Here is a 25,538-nt window from a genome sequence, read left to right on the forward strand (position 1 = left end):
TAGGTGGGTGTTCCTATCGATTTCGAGACCGTTCGTCGGGGCTTGGCGCGACAATGTGGCCTATGAATACGGTTCAAGAAGAAATTGCGGCCACAGCGGCGAGCATGGTGGTGGAAGAAGGCTTGGAGTACGGCGCTGCCAAGCGTCGTGCTGTGAAGCAGCTGGGCCTGAATGGTCGTGCGCCGTTGCCGAATAACGACCAAGTGGAAGACGCTGTGCGTGAGTACATCGACTTGTTTTGCGCGGATACGCAACCTGCGCAGCTGTTGGCACTTCGTCAGTTGGCGGTGGTGTGGATGAACCGTTTGACTGAATTTCGCCCGCATTTGGGCGGTGCGGTGTGGCGTGGTACCGCCACGGACTTGTCGGACATTTACCTGCAGTTGTTTTGTGATGACCCCAAATCAGCCGAAATCAAGCTGATTGACCACCAAGTGCGCTATGAAGTGAGCACGGTGCAGGGCTTTCAAGGTGAGGCAGTGGACGCCTTGAGCTTGGTGTGTGTGTGCCCGGGCCTGACCCAAAAAGTGTTGGTTCACTTGATGATTTATGACCATGACGATCTGCGAGGTGCCTTGAAGCCCGATGCCCAAGGTCGGACTCAGCGTGGCAATTTAGCGGCATTAGAACGATTGATGAAGGAAGAACTATGACGATATCAACATCGCGTCGCAATTGGCTGTATGCCGGTGTGGCTGCTTTGGCAGGTTTGGCTGGTGCCGGCTTTGCCTGGCGGCGTCATGCGGTGACGGATATCCCGAATGAGGCTTTGGCGGCCCTTTGGGCCTCCGAATTTGAGTCGCCCAGCGGAGAGGTTTTGCGATTGGCTGATTTAAAGGGTAAACCCTTGGTGTTGAATTTCTGGGCTACATGGTGTCCACCTTGTGTCGGAGAAATGCCGTTAATCGATGCCTTTTACCGTCAAAACTCGGTAAAAGGCTGGCAAGTGATAGGGTTGGCCATTGACCAGCCCAGCCGCGTGAGGCAGTTTTTGTCACAACATCCAGTGTCATACCCCATTGGTCTGGCCGGGTTGAATGGCACCGAGCTGGGTAAATTGCTTGGAAATACCCAAGGCGGCCTCCCATTCACGGTGGTTTTGAATGCGCAGGGTCAGCTCAAACAGCAGAAATTGGGGAAATTGTCTGAAGATGATGTGAAGCTTTGGGCGTCGTGACGGGAATTCCTGAGAATGGATTTGCAATTTGGTGTAAATTAGGCACTTATTTACAACAAATAAGGTGTAGTTATGGATTTGCGAAAACTCAAGACGTTGATTGACCTGGTCTCCGACTCCAATGTGTCTGAACTCGAAATTACAGAGGCAGAAGGCAAGGTTCGCATCGTCAAGAGTGCGCCAGCGCCGATGGCGATGGTCACGCAAACGATGAACGCACCCGTCGCCGCAGCGCCTGCCCCTGTCGCTGCACCTGTCGCCGCACCTGCTGTTGCTGTGGTTGAAGCGGTTCCTGCAGGTCACACCGTGAAGTCACCCATGGTGGGCACGTTCTACCGTTCTTCTAGTCCAGGTGCCAAGTCCTTTGTTGAAATTGGCAGCCAAGTCAAAGAAGGCGACACCATCTGCATCATTGAAGCGATGAAGATCTTGAATGAGATCGAAGCTGACAAGTCCGGCACCATCACCCAAATCTTGGCCGAGAACGGTCAAGCAGTTGAATACGGCGCGCCCTTGTTCATCATTGAATAAGGGGTTCACGCCATGTTCAAGAAAATTCTGATCGCCAATCGCGGCGAGATTGCCCTTCGCATTCAGCGCGCGTGTCGCGAGCTGGGTGTGAAAGCGGTGATGGTGTATTCCGAGGCCGATCGTGACGCGAAATACGTCAAATTAGCCGACGAAGCGGTGTGTATTGGCCCTGCGGCATCCGCTCAGAGCTACCTCAACATGCCGGCCATCATTGCGGCGGCTGAGGTGACCGACTCTGAGGCCATCCATCCAGGTTACGGTTTTTTGAGTGAAAACGCCGACTTCGCCGAACGTGTCGAGAAAAGTGGCTTCCAATTCATTGGTCCGACCGCTGAATCGATCCGCATCATGGGCGACAAAGTGTCGGCCAAGCAAGCCATGATTCGTGCGGGCGTGCCTTGTGTGCCAGGCTCGGAAGGCGAGTTGCCAGACGATCCTGCGCAAATCCGCCGCATTGCCAAAAGCGTGGGCTATCCCGTGATCATCAAAGCCGCTGGCGGCGGCGGCGGTCGCGGCATGCGCGTGGTGCACACCGAAGCTGCGTTGGTCAACGCGGTGGCCATGACCAAGGCTGAAGCGGGCACCGCCTTTGGCAACCCCGCGGTGTACATGGAGAAGTTCCTCCAGAACCCACGCCACATTGAAATTCAAATCTTGGCCGACAAGTTCAAGAATGCTGTCTATTTGGGTGAGCGTGATTGCTCGATGCAGCGCCGTCACCAAAAAGTGATCGAGGAAGCGCCTGCACCTGGTATTCCCCGCAAATTGATTGAGAAGATCGGCGAGCGTTGCGCAGCGGCATGTAAAAAGATTGGCTATCGCGGCGCAGGCACGTTCGAGTTCTTGTTTGAAAACGGCGAGTTTTATTTCATTGAAATGAACACCCGTGTGCAAGTGGAGCACCCGGTGACCGAGTACATCACGGGCGTGGACATCGTGAAAACGCAAATCATGGTGGCTGCAGGCTTGAAGTTGCCGTTCACGCAGCGTGATATTCACGTGCGTGGCCACTCGATTGAGTGCCGTATCAACGCAGAAGACCCATTCAAGTTTATTCCCTCACCTGGCCGTATCACCATGTGGCATGCGCCCGGTGGTCCCGGTGTTCGCGTGGACACGCACATCTACACCAACTACTTTGTGCCACCGAACTACGACTCGATGATTGGCAAGATCATTGTGCACGGCGATACCCGTGACGAGGCTTTGGCACGCATGCGCACGGCGCTGAATGAAACTTTGGTCGAAGGCATCAACACCAACATCCCGTTGCACCGCGAGTTGATGGTGGATGCCAAGTTCATGGCGGGCGGTACCAACATCCACTACTTGGAAGAGTGGCTTGCCGCTCACAAGCGCTGATGTTTGAGTTGCGACTGATGTGCCCTGAAGAGGGCGTGGAAGCCGTCAGCGATGCGCTGGACGCCTTGGACGCGTTGAGTGTGTCGGTGGAAGACGCCGATGCACAAACCGATGCTGAGCAAGCCTTGTTTGGCGAGCCCGGGATGCCACCGCCCAAAGGCGGTTGGAAGCGTTCGCGTATCGTGGCCTTGTTTACCGAGCAAACAGCGGCGCAAGACGCTGCGCGTTTGCTGGCCTTGCAAGACTTCTTTGAGGGCTCTGAGGTGTTGGGCATCCAAGCAGTGGCGGATCAAGATTGGGTGCGTTTGACGCAGTCGCAATTCGCCCCCGTTGAGATCACGCCTGAGTTTTGGATTGTCCCGACATGGCATGAGCCACCTGCACAAGCCCAGAGAGTGATTCGCCTTGACCCCGGTTTGGCGTTTGGCACCGGTACCCACCCCACCACGCGCATGTGTTTGCGCTGGATTGCCACCCACGATGTGGCCCAGCAACGCGTGCTTGACTACGGCTGTGGCTCAGGCATCTTGGCGATTGGCGCAGCCTTGCATGGCGCGACATCGGTCGATGCGGTGGACATTGACGATGCCGCCGTGACCGCGACCACCTTGAATGCAGACGCGAACAACGTGCGCTTGAATGCGGGATTGCCTGATCAAGCGTCGGGTATGTATCAAACTGTGTTGGCCAACATCTTGGCTACGCCATTGAAAGTGCTGGCGCCGCTGCTGTGCAAGCACGTGGCTGCTGATGGTCATTTGGTGCTGGCTGGCATTTTGGAGCGTCAAGCGCAAGAGCTGAAAGATGCTTATGCACCTTACTGCGTGTTGCAAGTGAGCGATCAAGAAGACGGTTGGATTTTGATGACCGCCAAACTCTGACGTTTGCAATGCAAATCACGCACTGCCCCACATGTGCCACTTCTTTTCAAGTCACGCCCGATCAGCTCAGGCAGGCTGACGGGTGGGTGCGGTGTGGGCGTTGCGAGTACGTGTTTGAAGCCTTACTCCATCTGACACCGCCTGCTGCTATCAGCGACGCGAGCTCACTTGCCGCCTTGTTTGCAGAGTTGGATTTGCCATTGCCCACGCCTGAGGCCAAGACAACAGCCCTGCCGGAGATGGCGCCCGCACCCGAACCTGCGCCCGCATCAGCGCCTTTGCCTCGCTGGCGAGGACTGTGGCTGTTTGCATGTGTCAGTTTGCTGCTGCTGTTGATGGCTCAATTTGCATGGGTGGGGCGACATGTGTTGTTCGCGCAAGTTCCCGCGTTGCGACCCGCTTTGCTGGCAGCCTGTGAATCATTCCAGTGTGAAGTCACTTGGCCGCGAGCGCCCGATGCGGTGTTGATTGAAAGCAGCCAATTCAGTGAGGCGCCGGGAGGTGGTTATGCCGTGGACTTGCACTTGAAAAACACAGAGAGCTATCCCGTGGCCACGCCTGCATTGGAGCTCACTTTGTTGGATTTGCAAGACCAAGTGGTGGTGCGGCGTGTGTTCAAGCAAGATGAGCTGGGTTTGGAAGATCACATGTTGGCGCTGCGAGAGGTTCGTGTCCACCTTCATTTTGATTTAGAAGCCGGCGCCAGTCAGCGCACCGTGGGCTTTCGCGCCTTGGTTTTTTATCCGTAAGAAGGTCAGCATGGCTTCTTTGATTTGTGGCTCTTTGGCATTTGACTCCATCATGACCTTTGAAGGTCGATTTGCTGAACAAATCTTGCCCGATCAGCTGCACATCTTGAATGTGTCTTTTTTGGTACCCGCTTTGCGTCGCGACTTTGGGGGTTGCGCTGGCAATATTGCCTACAGCCTGAAGATGCTGGGTGGTCATCCCCTGCCTATGGCGACGCTGGGATCTGACGGTGCCGATTACTTGAAACGTTTGATGAGCTTGGGCATTTCGACCGAGTTTGTGCGTCAAGTGGAAGACACGTACACCGCACAAGCCATGATCATGACCGATCGGGACAACAACCAAATCACGGCATTTCACCCGGGCGCCATGATGCAAGCGGACGCTCTGCGCATTGAAAAGCGCGCCGACATCAAGTTGGGCATCATTTCTCCAGACGGTCGTGATGCCATGTTGCTACACGCGGACCAGTTCAAGGCCGCAGACATCCCATTTGTCTTTGATCCCGGCCAAGGTTTGCCGATGTTTGATGGGTCTGAGCTCGCACGTTTCATCGACCAAGCGACATGGGTCACCGTGAATGACTACGAGGGCAAGATGCTCAGCGACCGCACAGGTTTAACCCATGCCGAGATTTCTCGCCGTGTCGATGGTTTGATCGTGACCCTAGGCGCGCAGGGTTGCGAGGTTTGGGTGAATGGGGAGAAAACGGTTGTGCCACCCGTTAAGGCACTGGCGGTGGTCGATCCGACGGGTTGTGGTGATGCTTGGCGTGGCGCTTTGTTGTTTGGCTTGGAGCAAGGCTGGTCTTTGGCTCGGTGCGCAGCGTTGGGCAACCACGTTGGCGCCTTGAAAATTGCGCAACGCGGCCCACAAAATTACAGCGTAGAAGTTTTGAGTTGAGAAACATCAGGCATAAGCACCTGCCACATACGCCATAAGAAAAAGCCCGAGACCTTGCGGTGTCGGGCTTGAGATGACGGTCAAACCGTCCCAGAGATCTGAATGATCAGGGCTTGCTGGCTGTTGGAAAAGGCCAAGCAGCTTGCGGGTTCAGCGTGGTCTGCGCAGGGGCAGCTTTCGCAGCTTTCTTAGGGGCAGGCTTTTTAGCAGCTTTCTTCGCGGCTGGTTTTTTAGCAGCAGGCTTTTTAGCGACAGCAGCCTTGGCTACTTTTTTCGCGGCAGGCTTGGCAGCTGGTTTAGCAGCAGGCTTGGCCGAAGCTTTTTTGGCGACTGGCTTAGCAGCAGCTTTTTTAGCAACGGGCTTTTTAGCGACAGCAGCCTTGGCTACTTTTTTCGCGGCAGGCTTGGCAGCTGGTTTAGCAGCAGGCTTGGCCGCAGCCTTTTTGGCGACGGGTTTAGCAGCAGCTTTTTTAGCAACTGGCTTAGCAGCAACAGCTTTTTTAGCGGCTGGTTTAGCAGCAGCAACTTTCTTGGCCGCTGGTTTTTTTGCAGCGACAGCTTTTTTAGCAGCTGGTTTAGCAGCGGCTACTTTCTTAGCGACGGGCTTGGAAGCCGCGACAGCTTTCTTTGCGGGGGCCTTTTTAGCGGCCGGTTTTTTTGCAGTTGCCATTTATGTTCTCCTAGATCGGATTTAGATCATTGGGTGAAAACACTTCGCACTTGTTTTGTGTGCAAAGCGATTCATGGCGCTGGACCCGGGTCCAACCCCATGAACACGGTGTGTCCACCACAACGTCACGATCACGGACGTTTTGAACTGTGGCAGACAAATTAGGTGACATGTGTATCGTGAATCAACTCAGTCCCAAGACAAAGCACCACCCGTTTGGTACTCGATCACGCGGGTTTCGAAGAAGTTGCGTTCTTTTTTCAGGTCGATCATTTCGCTCATCCAAGGGAAAGGGTTTTCCTCATTGGGGAAAAGCGCTTCCAAACCGATTTGCGTGGCGCGGCGGTTGGCGATGTAGCGCAGATAACCTTTGAACATCGATGCATTCAAGCCCAGCACGCCACGGGGCATGGTGTCTTCTGCATAGCGGTATTCGAGCTCAACAGCTTGCATGAACAAAGCGTTGATTTCGGCTTTGAACTCGGCTGTCCACAAATGTGGGTTTTCCAGTTTGATCTGGTTGATCAAATCGATGCCAAAGTTGCAGTGCATGGACTCGTCACGCAAGATGTATTGGTATTGCTCTGCAGCACCGGTCATCTTGTTTTGGCGACCTAAGGCCAAGATTTGAGTGAAGCCCACATAGAAGAACAAACCTTCCATCAAGCATGCAAACACGATCAAGGACTTCAAGAGTGTCTGATCGGTTTCGGGTGTGCCGGTGTGGAAGTTGGGGTCCATGATCGCGTCGATGAACGGGATCAAGAACTCGTCTTTGTCGCGGATGGATTTGACTTCGTGGTATGCGTTGAAGATCTCGCCATCGTCTAAGCCCAAAGACTCGACGATGTATTGGTAAGCGTGTGTGTGGATCGCTTCTTCAAACGCTTGACGCAACAAAAACTGACGGCACTCAGGTGCGGTGATGTGGCGGTAGGTGCCCAACACGATGTTGTTGGCGGCCAATGAATCGGCGGTCACGAAGAAGCCGAGGTTGCGCATGATCAAGCGACGCTCATCATCGGTCAAACCATTCGGGTCTTTCCACAAGGCGATGTCACGTGTCATGTTCACTTCTTGCGGCATCCAGTGGTTAGCGCAAGTCGCGAGGTATTTTTCCCATGCCCATTTGTATTTGAAAGGCACCAGCTGATTGACGTCGGTTTGGCCGTTGATGATGCGCTTGTCTGCAGCAGTCACACGGCGTGTGCTGGGCTTAGCTGCGGCAGTTGAGGGAGTTGGCGCTGGTGCACCATCGTTCAATGTGCGTGCCGCTGCTACAGGCTGAGCATCAGGTGTCGCAGAAAGAGGTGGGAATTCCATCGAGCGGTTGGGTAAACCGCTGGCAAGAGGTGATGGCGATGAGGGCTTGATTTCTTCGTCCCAGGTCAACATAAAAATTTTTCCAATGCTTGAATTATGGATGCAAGAAAGTGAATCGCAAAGCGATCACGAACTTCCTTGCAAATATTGTTGTGCAATTACAAATTACTGACAGGACTCGCAGGTGGGATCGTCCACGCCGCAGAACGCGATGTCAGTGGCGGGGATGGCATTCATCTGCGCTTGCGCTGCAGCGGCAGCGGCTTCAAGCGCTGTCATGCCGCTTGATGCAGGACCTGACGAAACCGAGTTGTGAGAGCCTGCTTGCACGGTTGATTTTTCGACTTGTTGTGCGCTGGACGTGCGGAGGTAGTAGGTGGTTTTTAAGCCACGCAACCAAGCGAGTTTGTAAGTCTCATCGAGCTTCTTACCGGACGCACCTGCCATGTAGATGTTGAGCGACTGCGCTTGGTCAATCCACTTTTGACGACGCGATGCGGCTTCAACCAACCAAGTAGGTTCCACTTCGAACGCCGTGGCATACAAGGCTTTGATTTCTTGCGGCACGCGGTCGATAGGGCGCAGTGAGCCGTCGAAGTGTTTCAGGTCCATGACCATCACGTCGTCCCACAAACCTAAACGCTTCAAGTCGCGCACCAAGTAGTTGTTGATGACCGTGAATTCACCAGACAAATTGGACTTGACCGACAAGTTGCCAAAGCAAGGCTCGATGGAGGCGTCCACGCCAATGATGTTGGAAATGGTAGCGGTGGGTGCGATGGCCACACAGTTGGAGTTACGCATGCCATCTTTGGCAATCTTGGCACGCAGTGCGTCCCAATCCATGGTCTTGGAGCGATCCATTTCTAAGTAGCCACCACGCGCTTCGGTCAGCAAGTCGATCGAGTCCAGAGGCAAGATGCCTTTGTCCCACAACGAGCCTTTGTAGCTGGCGTATTTGCCGCGCTCTTTGGCCAATTCGCTGGACGCCCAGTAGGCGTAATAACAAACGGCTTCCATTGAACGGTCTGCAAACTCCACCGCTTCTTGCGAGGCGTAAGGCACACGCATGGCGTACAAGCTGTCTTGGAAAGACATGATGCCCATGCCCACAGGACGGTGGCGCAGGTTGGAGTCGCGTGCCTTCTTGACGGCGTAGTAGTTGATGTCGATCACGTTGTCGAGCATGCGCATGGCCACATTGATGGTGCGCTTGAGTTTGTCGTGATCGAGCTCTTTACCGTTGGGGCCGTCTTTCAAGTGTTGAGACAAGTTGACGGAGCCCAAATTACATACCGCAGTTTCGGTGTCGCTGGTGTTGAGCGTGATCTCGGTACAGAGGTTGGATGAATGCACCACGCCCACGTGTTGTTGGGGTGAACGCACGTTGCATGGGTCTTTGAAGGTGATCCATGGGTGGCCGGTTTCAAACAACATCGTCAACATCTTGCGCCACATGTCGGTGGCTTGCACGGTTTTGCTGGGTTTGATTTCGCCGCGCTTGGCTTTTTCTTCGTAGGCCACGTAAGCTTTTTCGAAGGGGGCGCCGAACAGGTCGTGCAAATCAGGCACATCAGAAGGTGAGAACAAGGTCCACTCACCTTTCTCCATCACACGACGCATGAACAAGTCAGGGATCCAGTTGGCGGTGTTCATGTCGTGGGTACGACGGCGGTCGTCGCCGGTGTTTTTGCGCAACTCGAGGAACTCTTCGATGTCCAAGTGCCAGGTTTCGAGGTAGGTACACACCGCGCCTTTGCGCTTGCCGCCTTGGTTCACCGCCACAGCTGTGTCGTTGACCACTTTCAAGAAAGGCACCACGCCTTGTGATTCGCCATTGGTGCCCTTAATGTGGCTGCCCAAAGCGCGCACGCGGGTCCAGTCGTTGCCCAAGCCGCCAGCAAATTTAGACAGCAAGGCGTTTTCTTTGATCAACTCGTAGATTCCGTCCAAATGGTCAGGCACAGTGGACAAGTAGCAGCTGGAGAGTTGCGAACGCAACGTGCCACTGTTGAACAGGGTGGGCGTGCTGGACATGAAGTCGAACGAGGACAGCACTTCGTAGAACTCAATCGCACGGGCTTCGCGGTCGATTTCGTTCAGCGACAGGCCCATGGCCACGCGCATGAAGAAGGCTTGTGGCAGCTCGATGCGTGTTTTGCGCACATGCAAGAAGTAGCGGTCATAGAGCGTTTGCAGGCCGAGGTAGTCAAATTGCAAATCGCGGTCTGCTTTGAGGGCCTGGCCCAAGCGCTCCAAGTCGAACTGAAGCATCTTGTCGTCGAGCAAGTCGTTCTCGACGCCTTTTTTGATGAACTGAGGGAAGTATTCGGCGTAATGCTGACCCATGTCGGCGTGCAGTACTTCTTTGCCAAGCACTTCTTTGGCGATGGTGTGCATCAACAAGCGTGCAGTGGCGTAGGTGTAGTCAGGGTCTTTTTCGATCAGGGTACGGGTGGCCAAGATGGCCGCTTTGTACACCTCGTCCATGGGCACACCGTCGTACAGGTTGCGCATGGTTTCGGCCAAGATCGGCGCGGGTTTGACGTCAGCACCCAAGCCAGCGCAGGCGTCGTTGATCAGACGTTGCAGGTGTGGCACATCCAATGGCACACGCTGACCGTCATCGATCACATGCAGCTCAGGTGCTGCAGGCGCTGCTTGTTCTTTGGTGTGCGCACGTTCTTGGGTGCGACGTTCACGGTAGAGCACGTAAGCACGGGCAATTTCGTGGTGGCCACCGCGCATCAAGCCCAATTCTGCTTGGTCTTGCACATCTTCAATGTGGAAGGTGCCGCCGCCTGGACGTGAGCGCATCAAGGCGCGCACCACGTTTTGAGTCAACACATCGACGGTTTCGCGCACGCTGGCAGAGGCGGCGCCTTGTGTGCCGTGTACCGCCAAAAAGGCTTTCATCATGGCCACGGCAATCTTGGCCGGCTCAAAAGGCACCACGGCGCCGTTGCGACGGATGATTTGGTAGTGGGCCAAGCTGTTGTGGGTGTCCATCACGGCGCGGTCTTGCGCGACGGGCGCGTGTTGAGCGGTGATGGCGGAATGGGTTTGTGCTGCGGTTTGCATATCGTTGTTCTTCCTTGCTTCGGGGTCAGTGGCGTGGGTCATGGGGCGCGCTGTTGCGCATTCAAAACCTGCTGCGCGGCGTCTTTGGATGAGACAACTGCGCCAACACCACACACTATATCTGGTGTTCGAGGGTGTGTCCAAACACTACCGGTAGTGTTTGTGTGTCAATTCGTATTCAATTTTATTTTGTGAAAATCGCAGGCGGACTACAGGGCGTTTGACGATGCAGCGTGGGCCCTATGTGGGTGGGGAATTGATGGATAAGACCTTGATTTCAAGCGCTCTTCGGCATGATTTGGGCTGCAAAAGCCCATGCCTTCTCACCTTGATTTTTTGATGCACAAACTCTGTGCAGCATCAAGCGTGTGTATATTTTTTTCGCGCTTGGCTAAAGAAAACTATTTTTCGGGAAATAACGTGCGTCCCAGCCCAAGCTTCGGCGCAAAAGTGGCCAATCAAAGCCTGCACCTGGGTCCTGCTTGCGTCCCGCTGCCACATGTTCGTGGCCCGCGATATGTTGCGCTGGGTAGTGTTGGGCAATGGCTGCACACACGCTGCTGAGCGTGTCGTATTGCTCAGGCTCAAAGGTTTGACCTTCCAAACCTTCCAGCTCTAGGCCAATGGAATGGTCGTTGCAGTTGTCACGTCCTAAATAGTGCGACTTGCCCGCATGCCAAGCGCGGTCGTCACAACTGACAAACTGAATCAGGGCGCCGTCACGGCGAATGAAAAAGTGCGCGGACACTTCCATGCCACGAATTTTTTCAAAATAAGGGTGCACATCCCAATCTAAGGTGTTGGTGAAAAGTGAGGCCACTTCTGGCCCGCCGTATTGGCCGGGTGGCAGGCTGATGGAATGGATCACCATCAAGTCCGCACGAACGCCTGATGGACGCGGTCCAAAGTTGGGGGAGGGCGTGTGTTGCGCAAAGTTGTACCAGCCGGCGCGCCACAAGGGGGTGTCAGCAGACATGCATCAGCCTTCTTGGCGCTGTCGATGCGCCTCGCTGCAATACACGCCTTGTGCGCCTTGTATGGCCTCTGATTCAGGCAAATGCACGCCGCAATGCGCACAGGGCGTCATCACTTGTGGGCCTGACTCGGAGCTACGCCCAGTTGCGTCTGTTTTTTGACGTGTTTGATGGGCAGGCGCTTTGCGTTGTTGGCGAATCCACCAAATGCCTGCGACTATGACGACCAGCCAGATCAGGTACTTCATGCCACGCGGCCCAACACCACTTCCACCACAAACCGCGAGCCCGCATAGCCCAGCAGCAGCAAGCCCGCTCCCGCATACAACACCCGCACAGCCTTGCGACCCCGCCAGCCAAAGCGGCTGCGCCCTACCAGCAACACGGCAAACGTGAACCACGAGAGCAGAGAAAACACAGTTTTATGGTCCCAGCGCCACGCCGCTTTGGCACCGTACAAGCTGTCGCCAAACAGCCAGCCCGCGGCCAGTGTGGCGGTGAGCAAGATAAATCCAGCTTTGACAAAACGGAAAGTGAGTCGCTCCAGGGTCAACAACGGCAAGCCCACCGCCGTGTCAGCGCTGGCCATGCGCATGCTCTTCTCTGCCCGGGTCATCAACCATGCATGTACCACGGCAGCGGCAAACAAACCATAAGACGCCACGCCCAAGGCCAAGTGCATGGGCAACCAAGGTGATGCCGCCGTGTGCAGCGGTGAACCAGGGAAAAAAGCGGCGAGCAACACAACGGCCGCCCCCAAGCCCGTCATGGTCCAACGTGTGCGTAGTTGCGGAAACCAGTGTTGCTCCAGCACATAAAAGGTCAGCATCAACCAAGTGGTGACCGACAGCGCGGGTGCAAAGCCGAAGCGCATCCCCTCGGGTTGAGGCGCAAACAGTGCAAAAACCAAACCCAAGCCGTGCAGCGTCAATGGGCCCCACATCAGTCGATGGCCACGGCCGACAGACAAACGTGGGCCGATCAACGCTGTCAACGCGTAGGCCGTGGCAGTCAAGAGGCTGAGCCACAGAGTGACGGAGAAGTCGCTGGCTAAAATCATGCGACAAGTTTAGCGTTTTGCTTGGACTCCCTCACTTTGCCCAAACAAGGGTTCTATATGGCCTCAGCTCTCACCGACAAACTCTCGCGCCTCGTCAAACAGATCAGCGGACAGGCCCGCATCACCGAGAGCAACGTGGCCGACATGTTGCGCGAGGTCCGCATGGCCTTGCTCGAAGCCGACGTGGCCTTGCCCGTGGTGCGCGACTTCATTGCACGCGTCAAAGAAAAAGCGCTGGGCCAAGAAGTCATTGGCTCTTTGCAGCCCGGTCAGGCCTTGGTGGCCATCGTCAACAAAGAGTTGACGGCCACCATGGGCGAAGGCGTCAGCGACTTGAACCTCGCCGCCCAACCCCCCGCCGTCATTTTGATGGCCGGTTTGCAAGGTGCCGGTAAAACCACCACCACCGCCAAGCTGGCACGTTGGCTCATCAACCAGCGCAAAAAGAAAGTGCTGACCGTTTCTGGCGACGTGTACCGCCCTGCGGCCATTGAGCAGCTCAAAACCGTGACCGCTCAAGCCGGTGCTGAATGGTTCCCAAGCTCTCCCGATCAAAAGCCCGAAGACATTGCCCGCGCCGCCCTCGACTACGCCCGCAAGCACTACTTCGATGTGTTGCTGGTCGACACCGCCGGTCGCTTGGCCATTGACGAAGCCTTGATGGCCGAGATCAAAACCCTGCACCGCGTGTTGAACCCCGTTGAAACCTTGTTCGTGGTGGACGCCATGCAAGGTCAAGATGCCATCAACACCGCCAAGGCCTTCAGTGAAGCCTTGCCTTTGACGGGCATCGTGCTCACCAAACTCGACGGCGACTCACGGGGTGGTGCCGCACTGTCGGTGCGACAAATCACCGGTGCGCCCATCAAGTTTGCGGGTACCAGTGAGAAGCTGGATGGCTTGGAGCTGTTCGATGCTGCACGTCACGCCGGTCGCGTGCTGGGCATGGGCGACATCTTGGCCTTGGTCGAGCAAGTCACCGCGGGTGTGGACATGCAAGCCGCGCAAAAGTTGGCCGACAAGGTCAAGCGCGGTGATGCGTTTGACCTCAACGACTTTTTGTCTCAAATTCAGCAGATGCGCCAAATGGGTGGTTTGTCCAGCCTGATGGACAAATTGCCCACACAAATGGCTGCCAAAGCCGGTCAAGTTGACATGGACAAGGCCGAAAAAGACATTGGCCGCAAGCAAGGCATCATCCACAGCATGACGCCGCAAGAACGCAGCAAACCCGACCTCATCAAAGCCACCCGCAAACGCCGCATTGCCGCTGGCGCAGGCGTTCAGGTGCAAGACGTGAACCGCATGCTCAAAGAGTTTGAGCAAATGCAAGACATGATGAAGAAGATGAGCGGCGGCGGCCTGATGAAGATGATGAAAAAACTGGGTGGCATGAAGGGGATGAAGGGCATGCCTGGCATGGGCGGTGGCGGCTTTCCTGGCATGCGCTAAACCTTCAAACTAAGCCTCCACACGGCTCGGCCCTGACCTAGGCCGTGTGACGCGTCTTCAATATTGGCTGGCCGGCAAATCGATCTGCATGCCATTCATGCCTTCGGTCAGTTTGATCTGACACGACAAGCGGCTGTTGGCTTGGCGCGCACAGGCCGCAAAGTCGAGCATGCCGTCCTCGTCGTCGGTGATGGCCGGCAATTGACTCAACCACGGCTCACGCACCATCACATGGCAGGTGGCGCAGGTCAGGGTACCCCCGCAATCGGCGGCCACGCCTTCAATGTCGGCGGCCAAGGCGGCTTTCATCAAAGTTTGGCCGGGTTTGGCAGTGATGGTTGTGCCTTGGGTGTCGGCGGCGTTTTCAAAAATAACAAGTTCAATCATGGGGGTCTCGCGGGGTCTTAAGGCGTCTGTTGAAAGCTGTTTGTTGATGGCGGTCTGCTGCGCCATTGTCGTGGCGGTGTTGGGGTGGCTTAAATGCGCCCGAAGTACTCGCGGCGTTGAAACTCTAACGCGTCTTCAGCCGCGTCCATGCGCGCTTGCTCTGCCGCTTTGATGCGGCTGTAGTAACGCACAAAGTCGGTCCCAAAACCTTGGCACATGGCAGCATCTTCTTGCAATGCCGCTAACGCATCGCCCAAGGTGTTGGGAATGCGTGTGTGGCTGTCTTCGCCCAGTTCGGCATACGGCGCTTCGGAGGCCACGGGCGGCACCAGTTGCTGGCGCAGGCCAGACAGGCCGGCATGAATTTGCGAGGCCATGTACAAATAGGGGTTGGCGGCTGGCTCGCCCAAGCGGTTTTCAATGCGCGTCGCACCATCGCCCGCTTGACCCACCACGCGAAGCATGGCACCTCGGTTGTCGCGTCCCCACACGATGGACTGCGGCGCCAAAGCGTTGGGCCGGAACCGTCCAAAGCCATTGGCGGTGGGTGTGCACATCACCGTCATGCCGCGTGCGTGTTGCAGCAGGCCCGCCAAATAGTGAGCGCCCAAGTCCGACAACGTGTGGCGTGCGTCTGTGGCTTGGGTGTGCGGTGCGGGCGTGTCGCGCATGAAGGCGTTGCGGCCTGTGTCCAGCGCCACCAGCGACTGGTGCAAATGCCAACCGCTGGACATGATGTGCGCAAACGGCGGGCGGCACATGAAGGTGGCGTGGTAGCCCGCGCGGCGCAGCGCTTGTTTGACGGCGCTGCGAAACAGCACCATGTTGTCGGCGGCGGTCAGCGCGTCGGTCGCGTCAAACACGGCTTCGACTTGGCTGGGGCCCAGTTCAATCTCTAGCGACTGCAGTGGCAAACCCAGCGCTTGCGCCGTGTGTTGCACGATGCGCAGCGGCTCTTCGCTCATGTCAAAACAATGCTCGGACAACAAGTTGTAGCCCGGGTGAATCAAGCTCACCTCTGGGCTGGGGCCTGGCCATGCGGCGGTGTACGGGTCTAGGTCGTGGCCGTGGGTGGGGTCTTTCAAGCGGTAGATGTGAAACTCCACCTCCAAGCCGCAGACCATCCCCAAGCCCTGTTGCGCGAGCAAGCCGAGGGCGTGTTGCAGTTGACGGCGCGTGTCAAACGGTACGGGCGTGCCGTCTTGAAACACGGGCTGGCATTGCACCCAACCGGTTTTGTCGGCCCAAGGCAGGATATGAAAGCTCTCGGGGTTGGCCATCAACAGCAAGTTGCTGGCGAACTCAAAGCCCGGCAACTCATCGGCAATGCCCGCTTCAAACACCTTGAACGCCGTGCGGTCCGAGGTGTCTTTGAGCATCAAGGTGCTCACCATGCCCACGCCGCTGCGCAAGGCTTTGACAGCGGCGCTGGCCGTCAGCGTTTTGCCGCGCACCATGCCGTGCGTGTCGCACCACGCAAAACGCACCAGTTCTAGGCCGCTTGTTTCAATCAGACGCGCGGTGCGTGCGAGGGCGTCGTGTTTGGCCTCGCTCACGATTGACCTTCTGGCAAGGCAGCATCCCACGGGGCGTTGGTGCGTTTGCTGGCTACGGCGTGCTGCCACCAGTTTTCCCAATCTTGCGCGGGGGCGATGCCGTCCACCGTGTCGGGGCCCATGCGTTGGGCGGCAATGTCGGGCTGCGCCAAGCCCATGGGTAGCTTGCCCGCTTCTACATCGTCAATCGCTTTGAGCAGGTTGCGGCGGTTGGCCATGATGGCCACATCGCTGGTGCCCAAGTGTTCGCGCGTGCGGTCTTGGATGGGGCCCATGCTTTCGCACGCCCATTGGTCGTGCACGTTGATGTCGTGCTCGCCCATGCCTAAGTAAGTGCGGGTGTTTTGCTCTTCGGCGTCAAAACCCCAGTTGTTGTGGCGGCCTGATTTGGGGATGTAGTCGGGCAAGTTGATGGCGCTCAGCCGCTGGTTGCGCATGGCCTCTTTGTCGACGGGGCCTGCAAAGCTGGTGAACACCGAGTACCAGTACGTGTGTGTGTCGTCCACGGGCACATGCATTTGCGTGATGGTCATGGTCTCGGACAGCGGAATCACAAAGGTGTGCGGAAAGATGGCGTTGGTCACCCGCACATGGGTGAGGGCCTCGTTCATCGGGCGCAAGGCCGTCAGGCGCATGCCAAACGGCATGGGCTGGGTGGTGATTTTGGGTTGGTCAAACTCGCGCATGACTTTGGTCATGGGCCAGCGCTCGCCGTTGATGTCGCCTGCACTTGCGCCGCGGAACTGTTTGCCGTAGGTGTCGTCCAGCGACTCGTCGGAGAAAAATCGGTGCAAGAACGAGGCATGCGCGGGGTCCACCCCCACCTCAAACGCTTGCAGCCAATTGCATTGCCACAGGCCTTTGAACGCAAAGGTGTGGGTGCTGTGCGCGGTGAAGCAGTCCAGCGCAGGAAAGGGCGGTGGCGTGCTGTCTTCGGGGCCGAACCAGCCAAACAAAATGCCACTGCGCTCTACCAGCGGGTAGTTGCGTTGCTTGACGTGTTGGCACAACTTGCTGCCCGTGGGCTCGGCGGGGGTTTCTAAACACTGGCCCGACACATCAAACTTCCAGCCATGAAACGGGCAACGCAGCCCATCGCCTTCGTTGCGACCAAACGACAAATCGGCACCTCGGTGCGGACAGTCGCGGTCCAGCAACCCAAACTCGCCTTGCGCGTTTTTGAACAGCACCAAGTCTTGGCCCAAAACGCGCACCGCCTTGACGGGGCGAATGCCCATGCGCGGGTCCAGCGCGGGGTTGAACTCATCCACCAAGGCCACAGGTTGCCAATAGTGGCGCATCAAATTGCCGCAAGGGGTGTTGGGGCCAATGCGCGTGACGCGCTCGTTGTGTTCGGCTTTCATGGGCTGGTCTCTTTGTACAGGCTCACTTTATACAAGCCCAAAGGAGAACGAGTCGCACAAAGGCGACTCGTTGGAAACAGCGTGGGCAATGTCATGTCCTTTTCAGGTAGTGACGCGTTGCAGCGTTACTATTTCTTATGCGTTTAACTTGGGTGTCAATTTCATGGGTGTCTTGGTATGAAAAATAAATTCTTCGTTCTTCTAGCCTCTTTGTGCGTTCTAAGTTCTGCGGTTGCTCAAGAGAACAAGACGGTTGATTATTCAAATATGGTGATTGCTGATGTCCACCGGCATGTTCAACGCTGGATCACGCCCGACGGTTTGTTGGCTGAAATGGACGAGCTGAAGATTGGCTGGGCTGGCGCAGTGAGTGCCCCATATGGACCATGGAACATCCAGCCGTATACCCAGCTCTTGGGTCAGCGTTACATCGCAACCACAGGTCAAATGACCATCACGGACATTCACCGTTCCAAGGGTGTTCGAGGGATAGAAGACGCTCAAACACAGGAGTACAAGCTGCTTGTAGATGAGGCCAATCGTTTTTTTGAAGCGGGTGAAATCAAAGGACTTGGCGAGTTGATTCTGAATAATGAAAACACCAACCCAAATCCTGCAGTCAGGCGCAAGGCACGGATTGATTCACCTGGCATCACCCAGTTGATGGACATTGCCAAGCGCTGGAATGGGTTTGTTCAAATTCATGCTGAAGACGATGCCATCTCAGTTAAGGAACTGGAACACATCGCGACCCAATATTCAACCGTACCAATCATTTTGTCGCATTGCCTCTTCACAGCAGATACGAAGCTCATGGATGGACTCTTGAGCAAATACGCCAATCTGTACTGCGAAATGTCCGCGCGAAACGAATCTATGTATAGCAACTACTTTGCCAAGGAAAAGGCAGAAAGGTATGGTTGGATTATTTTTGATGCACAGAGTCTGAAGGCAAATTGGAAGGCACTGATCGAAAAACACCCGACTCGGTTCATGGTGGGCACAGATAACTTCAACGCCAGTGTAGATACAAGACAGGTCGTTCGTCAGATTCGTCACGGGTTGCTGAGGAACTTACCTCATGATGTGGCCATGATGGTGGCGTCAGAAAATGCGATACGTGTCATGCGATTAAAGTGAGTTTTGCAGGTACCCCCCTAAAACGCAACGAGTCGCACAAAGGCGACTCGTTGGCTGGGGTTGATCGCAAGCTTGTCGCTTACTTCACCACCACCTCACCCCGTAATGAATGCGGGTTAGCTTCCGTCACTTTCACATCAATCAACTGATGCATCAAACGCTCAGGGTGTGGCCCTGCGGGGAAGTTGACGATGCGGTGGCACTCGGTGCGGCCGCGCAACTCGTTGGCGTCTTTCTTGGAGTAGCCGTCCACCATCACGCGTTGCACGGTGCCGACGCGTTGCACGTTGATGGCGTGCATGTTGTCGTTGATCACCTTTTGAACTTCTTGCAAGCGGCGCAGTTTCACCGCATGCGGTGTGTCGTCGTGCAAGTTGGCGGCGGGGGTGCCAGGGCGGGGGCTGAAGATGAAGCTGAACGAGTTGTCAAAGTACACATCGTCCATGAGCTTCATCAGCTTTTGGTGGTCTTCTTCGGTCTCACCCGGAAAGCCCACAATGAAGTCCGAGCTCATGGCCATGTCGGGGCGAATGGCGCGCAGTTTGCGCACCGTGCTCTTGTATTCCATGGCGGTGTAGCCGCGCTTCATCGCCATCAAAATGCGATCGCTGCCGTGCTGCACGGGCAGGTGCAAATGGCTCACCAGTTGCGGCACTTTGGCGTAGGCGTCGATCAAACGCTGGGTGAACTCGTTGGGGTGGCTGGTGGTGTAGCGGATGCGTTCAATGCCCGGGATTTCAGCCACGTACTCGATCAGCAACGCAAAGTCAGCAATCTCGGCAGTGTTGCCCATCACGCCACGGTAGGCGTTCACGTTTTGGCCCAAGAGTGTGACTTCTTTCACGCCTTGCGCGGCCAAACCGGCCACTTCCACCAACACGTCGTCAAATGGACGGCTCACTTCTTCGCCACGGGTGTAGGGCACCACGCAGTAGCTGCAATATTTGCTGCAGCCTTCCATGATGCTCACATAGGCGGTGCCGCCTTCGACGCGCGCAGGGGGCAGGTGGTCGAACTTTTCGATCTCGGGAAAGCTGATGTCCACTTGCGGGCGCATGAGCGACTCGCGTTGATTCAGCAAATCGGGCAAGCGGTGCAGGGTTTGGGGGCCAAACACCACGTCCACATAGGGCGCGCGGGCGATGATGGCGTCGCCTTCTTGGCTGGCCACGCAACCGCCGACGGCAATTTTGACGCCCTTGGCTTTCAAGTGCTGAATGCGACCGAGGTCCGAGAACACCTTTTCTTGCGCTTTTTCACGCACCGAGCAGGTGTTGAAGACGATCAAGTCGGCTTGTTCGACGTCGTTGGTTTTTTCGTAGCCTTGGGTCGCGCCCAAGACATCGACCATCTTGTCCGAGTCGTACTCGTTCATTTGGCAACCGAAGGTTTTGATGAAGACTTTGGGGCTCATGCGTGAGCCTCCCCGTGGGGCAAAGTGCAGCGGTTCATGGTGTTGATCCAGAGGCTGTTGATAAGACCGCCATTGTAATTCGCGGCCCCTGGCTGGCCCAGCGGCCATAATTTGCCGGCTCAGCCGTGCATTAAAGCTTTGTGACTCTGGAGCCGATATGCATGCACCTGCCTTGAGAGAAGCCACGCGCTTGTTTCAAGGACATCGATCAATGTTCCCCTTGAAGTGAATGGCCATGAAAAAATACCTACGTCTGGTTCTCGAAATTGTCCTAGGCCTGTTGCTCGCAGGCGCTGCGGCGTTTGCTTATGTGAGCTACAGCGCCAAAGCCCATGTGGTCCAAGAGCTAAGCGAGGCCAGCGAAGGCATGGGCGAGGCGAAAGAAGAACTCGAAAAACTTACCAAAGAGCTGGAAGAAGCCAAAGAGCACCTGAAAGAGATGGAGCCGCCCCTCGCCGAATTCGCATCCGTCAAAGATGCGTTCAGCAACGGTGTGGTCTTGGAAGAGTACGACGCGTACATCAAGGCCCAAAAAGGCCCGATGACCAGCGAGCGTCAATTGGGCTTGGCTGCCTTGCGCCTGCTGACCAACGGCGTGAAAGACCCAGACACCATTTCAGCGTTTGAAAAATCGCTTGAAATGGCCGAAGTGGCCTCACGCCTCAAAACCATTTGCGCCGCACAAAACGCCTTGGTGGCCGCGGGTAAAAACGTCAAAGTGTTGGCCGATTGCGCAGTGTCCAAAGCGCCTGCACATGGCAAAAAAGACAGTCACCATGCCGTGCATTGGGCTTACGACGGCGAGATGGGGCCAGAGAAATGGGGCGATGAGTTCCCAACCTGTGCCAAAGGCAGCAAGCAATCGCCGTTGAACATCACCGGCCCGTTTGAAAAGTCCAAAGATGTGTTGACCGTGGCCTACAAAGAAGGTCCGCTGAAAATTTTGAACAACGGCCACACCATCCAAGTGAACGTGGAGCCAGGCAGCACGCTGAAGATCAACAAAGACGTTTACAACCTGTTGCAATTCCACTTCCACCGCCCCAGCGAAGAGCAAATTGACGGCAAGCCCATGGCCATGGTCGCGCACTTTGTGCACAAGAGCGCCGAAGGTAAATTGGCGGTGTTGGGCGTGTTGCTGAACGAAGGCAAAGACAACGCGGCAATCCAAACTTTGTGGAACAACGCACCTATGTCGGAAGGCCCCGAAGTCAAGCCTGAAAAAGCCACGTTTGACCCTGCCAAACTGGTGCCTGCTGCGTTGACCCACTACAGCTACGAAGGCTCGTTGACGACACCACCCTGTACCGAAGGTGTGAACTTTTACATCCTGAAGACGCCAGTGGACATCGGTAAAAAGCAAGTCATCGACTTCCCATTCAAGCGCAATGCACGCCCCGTGCAGCCTCTGAACGGTCGCAAGATCAACGCGAACTGATCACGGTTTCTAACCCCCAAGAAAAATGCCTGCAATTGCAGGCATTTTTTTGGTCGCTTGAAGCGGAGGGAACCCAGTGAAACCTCGAACAAAATCCGAGGCTTCAAGGTCGGATGAATTAAATCAGCTTCAGACGCTCGGAAGACGGCACCACGCGGGTCAAGCGCACGCCGTAGCGGTCGTTGACCAACACGATTTCACCTTGGGCCACCACCGAGTTGTTGACCAACAGATCGAGCGGTTCGCCAGCGATGCGGTCGAGTTCGACCACGCTGCCTTGTGTCAGACGCATCAGGTCTTTGATTTTGATCTGCGCGCGGCCCACCTCGATGGACAAGGTGACCGAGATGTTTTGCAAGATCTCGGGGTTGATGTTGCCGGGCATGCTCGGCTTGAAGTCTTCCAAGCTCGGTTCCGCATTGCCAGCCAGCATTTGGGCCAGTCCGGCTTGTGCGTCGTCGTCGAGATCGTCAGTGTGATCGGTCATGGGGTAGTCCTCTCTTAGATTTTGCCGTGTACATGTTCGTGGTCAATTTGCACGGCGACTTGTGAGCCGCGTGTGCCGACATTGACATGAAAGGTGGGGACGCCGCTGGTGCTCATCAGTGCCGTCTCGTCTTTCTTAAAGAAGAGCAAATCGCCTTCTTGCAAGTTGTTCAAGTGGTGCAACGTGGTTTTGACTTCACCCATGTTGACCACCAATTCCAGTTTGGCATCACCCACAGCAGCCGCCAATTCGCGACGCCAAATTTTGTCGGACTCTTCGTTGCCCTCGCCACTTTGCACGCGGCTGCTGAGCAGTTCGCGCACGGGCTTGAGCGACGAGTAGGGGTAGACCAAATCGATGAAGCCTTTGCCGCCGCTCGCCGTCGCATCGGCCTCAAAGCGGCTCAACACGACCAGGTCGTTTTCGTCGGCAATTTGCGCAAACTGGGGGTTGATCTCAGAGCTCACATGTTCGCACTCGATGGGCAACAACGGCCCCCAAGCTTCGGTGAGTGAGCGAAAGAACACTTCCAAAATGATCTTGATGATGCGGCTCTCAGTCGGCGTGAACAAACGGCCCGAGGGCAGCTCACCCACACCTTTGCCAAAGCCACCAAAGAAGCTGTCCAGCGAGCTGAACACCACGTTGGGGTCGATGATGATCACCGAGTTACCGCGCAGCGGGTTCATGCGCACCATGTTGACCGAGAGCGGTGGCTTCAGCCCTTTGAGGTAATCGCCAAACTTCAAGATCTGCACGCGGGTCGGGTTCACACGCGGGCTGGTACGCAGCACTTCGAGCAAGCCCAGACGGAACAAGCGGATGAAGCGCTCGTTGATCATGTCGACCGACGAGACGTTCACACCGAGGCTGCTGTCCTCGCTGGCGAGGTCGTGCTTGCGAACCCGCACGCGGGTGTTAAAGCCGGTGTCGGTCTCGATCGAACCGTCGCGCACACCCTCAGACAGGGCGGCCAGTTCTTCTTGCGAGAGCAGGTTGGATTTCATGGGCGGGTGCGTTACTGCATCACAAACGAGGTGAAGAACACGTCTTCGATGCCGCCGAAGTCTTCGTACTTCATCAGCATGGCGTTCATCACGGTTTTGATTTTGGCGGCCAACTCAGTGCGGAATTCAGGCTTGGCAATGTCGGCTTCGGTGCTTTGACGCATCACGTCCAAAACAGCCGAGCGCACGGCAAACTCGTGCTTTTTGACGTTGTCAAACACACGGCTGTCGTAATGTGTCATGACGGCGATTTGCACCACCATCACCTTTTTGCTGCCAGTGATGTTGGTCATGAACTCTTTGTCGATTTGCAAATAGGTATTTTCAAAACGCGTGGTTTCCGATGACTCTTTCTTCATTTTGGAAGGGCTGGCCGCTGCGCTTTGGGCGCTTTCGGCTGCTTTTTCGAGTTCGTCCACTTTGTCGTGGGCAGCGGCTTCGCTCTTGCGGTCAAAGTAGCCCGACATGAACAAGGTGCCAAACACACTGCCGCCGATCAGGATGATGAGCGACAACACGACCACCAAAATCAACAAGATGGGTTTTTTCTTCTTCGGCTTGGCTTCGCCTGCTTCGGTGGTGGCTTCTGCTGCGGGTGCGCTGGACATGGGGCTTACTCCTGTTATTAGATAGTCATGCGTGTTTAGGCGTACAGGTCAAGCAAGGACGCATTGGCCTTGTTGCGAGATTCGGTGGCGCTGGCCACCGTGTCGCTGTCTTTGACTTGCATGGGTGAATTGTCACCAACTTGCGACGGTTTTGCAGAACCGCGCGAGGGGTTTTGTTGGGCGTGGCCGCTGTCTTGGCCGATGTGCATTTGTCCGGCTTGAATGCCAAAGTTTTCAAGTGCATCGCGCAAGCGTTGGCTGCTGTTTTGCAGCAGGTCGCGTGTGAGTGGGTTTTCGGCTTGGAACATGGCATTGAGCTTGCCGTCTTTCATTTCCAGCTGAATTTCCACGCCACCCAAATGGGCGGGGCGCAGACCGAACTTCATTTTCCATTCGCCATCGCTCAGTTGCTTGTGCATGCGCGCGGCCATTTCGGTGGCCATTTTGTCGCTCAGCTGGTCGTACACCTCGCTCATGGGCGTTGTGGTCGCTACGGACGAGGGGGCGTTGGCGTTGGCTGTCTGTGCGGGTGCGTTGGTTTGTGCCAGCGCTTGGGCAAAACCTTGACCACTGCTGTTGCCAGAGGACGGTTGTTGCTGCGCATCGTCACCGCCGGCGGCGTTCTGTGAGAACTGCGCCACCAACTCGCTGATGCTTTGCTCGGTAACGTCGCCGCCCAGCAAGGACAGGGCGTCCAGTGTGCTGGATGACTTGCCGAACGTGTTGGGAAGGCCTGCGCTGTTGCTCGAGGCGGCCACGGTTGCAGCGGGTGCTGCGAGCGTGATTTCAACGTGTTGGATCGAGGCCATCTCTGCGGCGCTCAAACCCAGTGGAGCAGGGGCTTGTGACGCGGCAGTTGGTACGTTTGCGTTTGTTGCCAGCACGGCTGTTGCCGCTGTCATAACGGGAACGTGGCTGGGCAAGTCGGTCCCGGTGGCGGCTGCGTGGGTGTCAGGCAAGAGCCCCAATGCGGCCAATTGTGTGGCGGCCGAGGAACTGGGTGTTGCTGAAGTGAGGGCAGTCGTCAAGCCGCTTGCGTTGTGGGTTGATGATGTGGGCGTGCCGGCGACAGCCGCATTCAAGACCTGCATCAATGCATTTGATTCGTTCGCCGAAGCTGCGCCAGGTGCGCCACCTGAAAGGGGCAAGCCTTGGGCTGACAAGACAACGCCGCTTGTCGCGCTCAGGGCTGCGTTTGTCACAGGGCTGGCTGTGCCAAGCAGCGCCGAAGGGGAGGACGCGCCTTCACCCAACAGTTTTTGTATGGCGGCTTCGTCCAAGCCCATCGATTGGGCAAACGCGGTCAAGCTCTCAGCGTTGGGTGAGGCGCTGGGGGCGGTGATGATGTGCATTTGCGGACTGAGCGCGATGGCACGCAACGACAGCGCAGCCTCAGAGGCCGTTGCCGCTGCGTCTTGAGACGGCGTGGCGGAAGGCATGGCCATCATGGCAACTTGCGCGAGCAGGGTGGCATCGGCCTCATTCAAGGCTTGGGCGCTGGCCGCGTCGCGCAGCTGTTGTGCGCGTTGCTCGGCGCGCTTCTCGTCGCTGCTTTTTTCGGCCTCATAACTGTCCGTGTCGCTCTGAAGCGCATCGTCGGCTCGGGAGGTGCGCGCTTGGTTTTGCGCTGAGTCTTGGTGAGATTTGGTGCTGATTTTGGCGCTGTGGTCGGGTCTGGGCGTCGACTCAGCGGCAAAACTTGGCCGCTCAGAGACGGACAGCCGCTGGAACTGGCGGGCCATGATGTTGGCGAAGTCTTTGCCTGCGTTGGACCCCGCGTCGGCGCGCAATCCTGCCGCCAGCCCTTGTGTGGCGCTGGTCGAAAGGCTCTGAGGCACGGCGGGTGCCGGTGGCATTTGTAGGTAGCTGGACAGGTTCATGTGTGCTTTAAAACGAGTTGGCTCAGCAGTTAAGCAAAAACCGTGACAGGTCACATCTTGCCGCTGTGGCCAAGCCAGCGCGTCGGTGTCGGA

At 56.3% G+C, this 25,538-nt stretch carries 24 protein-coding genes; 10 read left to right on the forward strand and 14 right to left on the reverse strand.

Annotated features, from left to right (window positions below; translation table 11 throughout):
- Positions 1-62: 62 nt before the first annotated feature.
- From B9Z42_RS13830 to B9Z42_RS13860, 7 genes are all read left to right on the forward strand, one after another.
- The gene (locus tag B9Z42_RS13830; protein WP_100134049.1) at positions 63-653 is read left to right on the forward strand and encodes a hypothetical protein; all 591 of its coding nucleotides are present in this window, start codon (positions 63-65) and stop codon (positions 651-653) included.
- Between the two features lie 38 nt (positions 654-691).
- A complete protein-coding gene (locus B9Z42_RS13835) occupies positions 692-1,177 on the forward strand; it encodes a TlpA disulfide reductase family protein (RefSeq protein WP_369806881.1) in 486 nt (161 codons plus the stop codon).
- Positions 1,178-1,249: 72 nt separating this feature from the next.
- A complete protein-coding gene (accB, locus tag B9Z42_RS13840; RefSeq protein WP_100133992.1) occupies positions 1,250-1,708 on the forward strand; it encodes an acetyl-CoA carboxylase biotin carboxyl carrier protein in 459 nt (152 codons plus the stop codon).
- A gap of 12 nt (positions 1,709-1,720) precedes the next feature.
- Positions 1,721-3,070 (forward strand): acetyl-CoA carboxylase biotin carboxylase subunit, encoded by a 1,350-nt coding sequence (gene accC, locus B9Z42_RS13845; protein ID WP_100133993.1) that lies wholly within the window; start codon positions 1,721-1,723, stop codon positions 3,068-3,070.
- A complete protein-coding gene (prmA, locus tag B9Z42_RS13850; RefSeq protein WP_100133994.1) occupies positions 3,070-3,951 on the forward strand; it encodes a 50S ribosomal protein L11 methyltransferase in 882 nt (293 codons plus the stop codon). Before accC ends, prmA begins: the two co-directional genes overlap by 1 nt.
- Before the next feature lie 8 nt (positions 3,952-3,959).
- Positions 3,960-4,700, forward strand: coding sequence for a zinc-ribbon and DUF3426 domain-containing protein (locus B9Z42_RS13855; RefSeq protein ID WP_100134050.1), 741 nt, complete (start codon positions 3,960-3,962; stop codon positions 4,698-4,700).
- Positions 4,701-4,710: 10 nt separating this feature from the next.
- Complete coding sequence (locus B9Z42_RS13860; RefSeq protein ID WP_100133995.1) at positions 4,711-5,604, forward strand: carbohydrate kinase family protein; 894 nt, start codon at positions 4,711-4,713, stop codon at positions 5,602-5,604.
- A gap of 106 nt (positions 5,605-5,710) precedes the next feature.
- Here B9Z42_RS13860 and B9Z42_RS13865 read toward each other — a convergent pair whose 3' ends face one another.
- The 6 genes from B9Z42_RS13865 to B9Z42_RS13890 all read right to left on the reverse strand — a co-directional run bounded on the left by B9Z42_RS13865 (position 5,711) and on the right by B9Z42_RS13890 (position 12,712).
- Positions 5,711-6,274, reverse strand: a complete 564-nt coding sequence (locus B9Z42_RS13865) for a histone (protein WP_100133996.1) — start codon at positions 6,272-6,274, stop codon at positions 5,711-5,713.
- 189 nt (positions 6,275-6,463) lie between these two features.
- Positions 6,464-7,669: a ribonucleotide-diphosphate reductase subunit beta gene (locus B9Z42_RS13870; RefSeq protein WP_100133997.1), complete on the reverse strand. Its 1,206-nt coding sequence runs from the start codon at positions 7,667-7,669 to the stop codon at positions 6,464-6,466.
- A 93-nt stretch (positions 7,670-7,762) separates the two neighbouring features.
- Positions 7,763-10,678 (reverse strand): ribonucleoside-diphosphate reductase subunit alpha, encoded by a 2,916-nt coding sequence (locus B9Z42_RS13875; protein ID WP_100134051.1) that lies wholly within the window; start codon positions 10,676-10,678, stop codon positions 7,763-7,765.
- 391 nt (positions 10,679-11,069) lie between these two features.
- Entirely contained in the window at positions 11,070-11,654 is a 585-nt protein-coding gene (gene ampD / locus B9Z42_RS13880; RefSeq protein WP_100133998.1) for a 1,6-anhydro-N-acetylmuramyl-L-alanine amidase AmpD, read from the reverse strand.
- A 3-nt stretch (positions 11,655-11,657) separates the two neighbouring features.
- A complete protein-coding gene (locus B9Z42_RS13885) occupies positions 11,658-11,900 on the reverse strand; it encodes a PP0621 family protein (protein ID WP_100133999.1) in 243 nt (80 codons plus the stop codon).
- Entirely contained in the window at positions 11,897-12,712 is an 816-nt protein-coding gene (locus B9Z42_RS13890; protein WP_100134000.1) for an inner membrane protein YpjD, read from the reverse strand. Before B9Z42_RS13890 ends, B9Z42_RS13885 begins: the two co-directional genes overlap by 4 nt.
- A 57-nt stretch (positions 12,713-12,769) precedes the next feature.
- Here B9Z42_RS13890 and ffh point away from each other — a divergent pair, with 57 nt between their 5' ends.
- Positions 12,770-14,164, forward strand: a complete 1,395-nt coding sequence (gene ffh / locus B9Z42_RS13895; RefSeq protein ID WP_100134001.1) for a signal recognition particle protein — start codon at positions 12,770-12,772, stop codon at positions 14,162-14,164.
- Positions 14,165-14,221: 57 nt separating this feature from the next.
- Here the strand turns inward: ffh and B9Z42_RS13900 are convergent, their stop codons facing one another.
- The 3 genes from B9Z42_RS13900 to B9Z42_RS13910 form a co-directional block, all read right to left on the reverse strand.
- Positions 14,222-14,551, reverse strand: a complete 330-nt coding sequence (locus tag B9Z42_RS13900) for a 2Fe-2S iron-sulfur cluster-binding protein (protein WP_100134052.1) — start codon at positions 14,549-14,551, stop codon at positions 14,222-14,224.
- Positions 14,552-14,640: 89 nt separating this feature from the next.
- Complete coding sequence (locus B9Z42_RS13905; protein ID WP_233203652.1) at positions 14,641-16,107, reverse strand: glutamine synthetase family protein; 1,467 nt, start codon at positions 16,105-16,107, stop codon at positions 14,641-14,643.
- Positions 16,104-17,471 (reverse strand): Rieske 2Fe-2S domain-containing protein, encoded by a 1,368-nt coding sequence (locus tag B9Z42_RS13910; protein ID WP_100134002.1) that lies wholly within the window; start codon positions 17,469-17,471, stop codon positions 16,104-16,106. The genes B9Z42_RS13905 and B9Z42_RS13910 overlap by 4 nt, the downstream gene beginning before the upstream one ends.
- A gap of 177 nt (positions 17,472-17,648) precedes the next feature.
- On the opposite strand from B9Z42_RS13910, the gene B9Z42_RS13915 reads away from it, so the two are divergent.
- The gene (locus B9Z42_RS13915; RefSeq protein WP_100134003.1) at positions 17,649-18,611 is read left to right on the forward strand and encodes a hypothetical protein; all 963 of its coding nucleotides are present in this window, start codon (positions 17,649-17,651) and stop codon (positions 18,609-18,611) included.
- Positions 18,612-18,690: 79 nt separating this feature from the next.
- Here B9Z42_RS13915 and miaB read toward each other — a convergent pair whose 3' ends face one another.
- On the reverse strand, positions 18,691-20,025 hold the full coding sequence (gene miaB / locus B9Z42_RS13920) for a tRNA (N6-isopentenyl adenosine(37)-C2)-methylthiotransferase MiaB (protein ID WP_100134004.1): 1,335 nt from the start codon (positions 20,023-20,025) through the stop codon (positions 18,691-18,693).
- 235 nt (positions 20,026-20,260) lie between these two features.
- Here miaB and B9Z42_RS13925 point away from each other — a divergent pair, with 235 nt between their 5' ends.
- Complete coding sequence (locus tag B9Z42_RS13925) at positions 20,261-21,463, forward strand: carbonic anhydrase (protein ID WP_158235969.1); 1,203 nt, start codon at positions 20,261-20,263, stop codon at positions 21,461-21,463.
- Positions 21,464-21,581: 118 nt separating this feature from the next.
- Here B9Z42_RS13925 and fliN read toward each other — a convergent pair whose 3' ends face one another.
- The 4 genes from fliN to B9Z42_RS13945 are packed head-to-tail and all read right to left on the reverse strand — an operon-like array spanning position 21,582 to position 25,445.
- Complete coding sequence (gene fliN, locus B9Z42_RS13930) at positions 21,582-21,950, reverse strand: flagellar motor switch protein FliN (protein ID WP_233203653.1); 369 nt, start codon at positions 21,948-21,950, stop codon at positions 21,582-21,584.
- 14 nt (positions 21,951-21,964) lie between these two features.
- The gene (gene fliM, locus B9Z42_RS13935; protein ID WP_100134006.1) at positions 21,965-22,957 is read right to left on the reverse strand and encodes a flagellar motor switch protein FliM; all 993 of its coding nucleotides are present in this window, start codon (positions 22,955-22,957) and stop codon (positions 21,965-21,967) included.
- 11 nt (positions 22,958-22,968) lie between these two features.
- Positions 22,969-23,565 carry a flagellar basal body-associated protein FliL gene (fliL, locus tag B9Z42_RS13940; RefSeq protein WP_100134007.1) on the reverse strand — a complete coding sequence of 199 codons (597 nt, stop codon included), beginning with the start codon at positions 23,563-23,565 and terminating at the stop codon, positions 22,969-22,971.
- Positions 23,566-23,600: 35 nt separating this feature from the next.
- On the reverse strand, positions 23,601-25,445 hold the full coding sequence (locus B9Z42_RS13945; protein WP_100134008.1) for a flagellar hook-length control protein FliK: 1,845 nt from the start codon (positions 25,443-25,445) through the stop codon (positions 23,601-23,603).
- Positions 25,446-25,538 lie beyond the last annotated feature (93 nt).

The organism is Limnohabitans sp. B9-3 (assembly GCF_002778325.1).
GTDB lineage: Bacteria > Pseudomonadota > Gammaproteobacteria > Burkholderiales > Burkholderiaceae_C > Limnohabitans > Limnohabitans kasalickyi.